Source organism: Rhodoferax sp., assembly GCF_023701345.1.
In the GTDB taxonomy this organism is placed as follows: Bacteria; Pseudomonadota; Gammaproteobacteria; order Burkholderiales; family Burkholderiaceae_C; genus Rhodoferax.
Window position 1 is genome coordinate 1 of the sequence record NZ_JAMPXE010000208.1, and the last position, 3,510, is coordinate 3,510.

At 63.1% G+C, this 3,510-nt stretch carries 4 protein-coding genes and 1 pseudogene; 1 reads left to right on the top strand and 4 read right to left on the bottom strand.

Annotation, left to right across the window (positions count from 1 at the left end):
* Positions 1-84: 84 nt before the first annotated feature.
* Positions 85-501: pseudogene (locus NDI87_RS17095) on the top strand (RNA-binding protein); the annotation flags it as partial.
* 106 nt (positions 502-607) lie between these two features.
* Here the strand turns inward: NDI87_RS17095 and NDI87_RS17100 are convergent.
* The 4 genes from NDI87_RS17100 to NDI87_RS17115 all read right to left on the bottom strand — a co-directional run.
* Positions 608-1,387 (bottom strand): SDR family oxidoreductase, encoded by a 780-nt coding sequence (locus tag NDI87_RS17100; protein WP_296276789.1) that lies wholly within the window; start codon positions 1,385-1,387, stop codon positions 608-610.
* Positions 1,388-1,401: 14 nt separating this feature from the next.
* The gene (gene lptC / locus NDI87_RS17105) at positions 1,402-2,016 is read right to left on the bottom strand and encodes an LPS export ABC transporter periplasmic protein LptC (protein WP_296276790.1); all 615 of its coding nucleotides are present in this window, start codon (positions 2,014-2,016) and stop codon (positions 1,402-1,404) included.
* Complete coding sequence (locus NDI87_RS17110; RefSeq protein WP_296276791.1) at positions 2,013-2,558, bottom strand: HAD hydrolase family protein; 546 nt, start codon at positions 2,556-2,558, stop codon at positions 2,013-2,015. The genes lptC and NDI87_RS17110 overlap by 4 nt, the downstream gene beginning before the upstream one ends.
* A partial coding sequence (locus NDI87_RS17115; RefSeq protein ID WP_366029143.1) for a KpsF/GutQ family sugar-phosphate isomerase occupies positions 2,558-3,510 on the bottom strand: 953 nt, incomplete at its 5' end. The genes NDI87_RS17110 and NDI87_RS17115, both read right to left, overlap by 1 nt.

The following is a 3,510-nucleotide window of genomic DNA, read 5'->3' on the forward strand; positions in this document are numbered from 1 at the left end:
TCGCGTCTGCTTTAAGTCTTTATTGGTTTGTTGATTGCGGTTATGGACTCCATCGCGTTTTGAGTTATTTTGAGGAGTCCTTTCATGGGCAACAAACTTTACGTCGGCAATCTGCCATATTCTTTCCGTGATGATGATCTGCAACAAGCATTCGCAGCTCACGGTACCGTCACCAGCGCCAAAGTCATGATGGAACGTGACACCGGCCGCTCCAAAGGCTTCGGCTTCGTGGAAATGGCCGATGATGCACAAGCACAAACCGCCATTGAAGCCATGAATGGCCAACAATTCGGCGGCCGTGGCCTCGTGGTCAACGAAGCCCGTCCGATGGAGCCTCGTCCTCCCCGTTCGGGTGGCGGCGGCTTCGGTGGTGGTAGTGGTGGCGGCGGTTACGGCGGTGGCGCTGGCGGCGGCCGTTCCGGTGGCGGCGGCTACGGCGGTGGCGCTGGCGGTGGCCGTTCAGGCGGCGGCGGTGGCGGTGGTTACGGCGGTGGCCGTAGCAGCTACTAAGCTGATACCAACTTCGCCAGGTTCATTCCTGGCAAGCACAAAAGGGTCCTTCGGGGCCCTTTTTGTTTGGTGCGTCATGGCGAACGCAGTGACGGGGCTACGAATCCGTTACGCGCGGTTTGCGCGGCCGTCCGGCAAACAGTCGGTCAAACAGGGTGTTGGGCAACAAGCGCAGCAACTTGGCCACCACGCCCATTTGCCACGGAATCACGCGGTAGCTGCTGCCCGCTGCTATGGCGCGCATCGCTTTGTCGGCAAACACCTCGGGTGACATCAAAAACGGCATGGTGTACTGGTTGTTTTGCGTCAGGGGGGTGGCAATGTAGCCCGGGCACAGCGTGACCACCTTGACCCCGCTGGTGCGCAGTTCGCCGCGCAGGCTTTCGCAATAACTGATCACTGCGGCTTTGCTGGCGCAGTAGCCGCCATGGCCGGGCAGGCCGCGAATGCCTGCTACGCTGCCAATGCCCACCAGCGTGCCCGAGCCGCGTGCCACCATGGGAGCAATGAAAGGGCCAAAGGTGGCCGCCACCCCCATCACATTGGTTGCCAGGATGTTGGCCATGACGGCCAGGTCGTCGGGTACCGACGTGTCCACGCCCATGCTGATGCCGGCGTTGGCAATCACCACATCGGGCAGTCCCTGTTGCGCGATGCATGCCTGTGCCAGGCTGGCCATCTGACCGGACTGGGCGACATCGGCACAGTAAATAACGTAGTTTTCTGGCCGGATGGCGTGCGCGTCGAGCCAGCTTTGGATCACCTGGCTGCGCCGCGCCACCAAAGCCAGCCGATAGCCCAGACCGGCGTAATGCAAGGCCATGGCCTGGCCAATGCCGCTGGAGGCACCGGTAATCAGGACCAGGGGTGGCGGCATGATGCGGGCTGCTTTCAGGGTTTTTTGGTGGGTGCCAAGTGGCCCCGAACCCGCCCCGTGAGCAGCATGACGCCCTCCCGGTTGTCGTAGTCCATGCTGTTGGCGGTAAAGCGGTCCGGGCCACGGATGAGCTCGACCGGTTTGTGCGATTTGATGCGATCGGTGTTCATGAAAGCGTGTAAAAACTCGCCTCTGAAAGTCAGGTCGGCTTTTTCTTTGCCGCTTTTGTCAATGCCGGCCTTGCGCTCGACCAGCGCTTGCCCGATGAGCTGGACCTCCGATGCATCGCTGTTGATGAGGGCCTGGCGCGCCGTGGCTGTGCTCAGCAGTCCTTCGATGTTAAAGGAGCGGATGTGCACCTGGTCAATCTCGAGCGTGTCCGTGTCCGGGAAATGGCGTCCTTCCCGGCCCATGACTTCACTCTTGAGCTGGCCACGGGTATCAAAGGTCTTGATCGAGAACTGATGGATGAAGTAGTCGGGCAGGTGTTTTACGACGGCCGCTGGCGCTTTGTGTTCCAGCCCCGGCGTGCTGCGCACCAGCCAATAGGTCGCCAGGGCCAACAGCCCCATCAACAGCACAGGCAGATACAGGCTGAGCCGGTCCAGCCAGTCATGCAGCTTGTTCATTGCATGGCTTCCTGCAATAAGTCAACATAACGGCCGCTGGCCACCAGCAGCAGGTCGCACAGTTCGCGCACCGCGCCGTTACCTCCCTGGCGCTGTGTCACGTAATCGGCCTGGGCCAGCAGCTCGGCCTGGGCATTGGCAGGGGCGCAGGCGAATGCGCAGCGCGTCAGCATGGCCAGGTCAGGCCAGTCATCGCCCATGGCCGCAGCCTGCGGCCAGTCGAGCCCCAGGGCCTTGAGGGTGAGCTCGGCCGCCGGGCGCTTGTCTTCGGTGCCAAAGTGGGCGTGTTCAATGCCCAGCGCCGCCAGCCGCATGCGCAGCGCTTTGGAGTCGCGCCCGGTGATCACGGCCGGCGTGATGCCGGCACGCTGCAGCAGTTTGAGGCCGTGGCCGTCGAGCGTGTTGAAGCGTTTGATGGTCTCGCCGTGCTCCGAGATATACAGGCCGCCGTCGGTGAGGACACCGTCGACATCAAGAAAGACCACGCGAATACCCTGCGCCTTGAGCAGCAGGTCGGGCGGGAAGTTGAGCGCGGGGGGCATCAGATCACCTTGGCCCGCATCAGGTCGTTGCTGTTGAGCGCGCCGCACAGTTTGCCTTCTGCGTCCAGCACCAGCACGCTGGTAATGCGACGCTGCTCCATGAGTTCGACGGCGTCGACCGCCAGCGCATTGCGGCTGATGGTGCAGGGCTGCGGGTGCATCACTTGTTGCGCGGTGCTGCTGCGCAAATCGACGCCTTTTTCAATCAGGCGGCGCAAATCACCGTCGGTAAAAATGCCCTGTACCTGGCCGCTGGCATCCACCACGGCGGCGGCGCCCAGGCCTTTGGCGCTCATCTCGCGCATCAGCTCGCTAAAGCTGGCTTGCAGGCCGACGCTGGGCACCTGGTCGCCGCTGCGCATGACATCGCTGACCAGCGTGAGCAGCTTGCGCCCCAGCGCGCCGCCCGGGTGCGAGCGGGCAAAGTCTTCGGCCTTGAAGCCGCGGGCGTCGAGCAGGGCCACCGCCAGCGCGTCACCGAGCGCCAGTTGCGCCGTGGTGCTCGCGGTGGGCGCCAGGTTGAGTGGGCAGGCCTCTTTGGCAACGCCGCTGTTCAAAAAATAATCGGCGTGGCGCGCCAGGATCGACTCGGCATGGCCCGTCATGGCCACCAGCGGGGCGCCCAGGCGCTTGATCATCGGCAAAATGGCGGTGAGTTCTTCAGACGAACCACTGTTTGAAATGGCCAGCACCACGTCCACCGGCTTGATCATGCCGAGGTCGCCGTGGCTGGCTTCGGCCGGATGCACAAACATGGCCGGGGTGCCGGTGGAGGCCAGCGTGGCGGCAATCTTGCGGCCAACGTGGCCACTTTTGCCCATGCCCATCACCACCACGCGGCCTTGCACCGCCAGCATCAGGCGCACCACTTGCGCAAAGTCGGGGCCGATGTGCTGCTTGAGGCCAAGCAGGGCGGCGGCTTCAATGTCGAGCGTTTCGAGCGCGAGCGCCA

Bases quoted from the DNA above. Each gene is read 5' to 3' on its own strand.
- NDI87_RS17100 (WP_296276789.1), bottom strand. From the start codon at position 1,387: ATGCCGCCACCCCTGGTCCTGATTACCGGTGCCTCCAGCGGCATTGGC.
- lptC (WP_296276790.1), bottom strand. From the start codon at position 2,016: ATGAACAAGCTGCATGACTGGCTGGACCGGCTCAGCCTGTATCTGCCT.
- NDI87_RS17110 (WP_296276791.1), bottom strand. From the start codon at position 2,558: ATGCCCCCCGCGCTCAACTTCCCGCCCGACCTGCTGCTCAAGGCGCAG.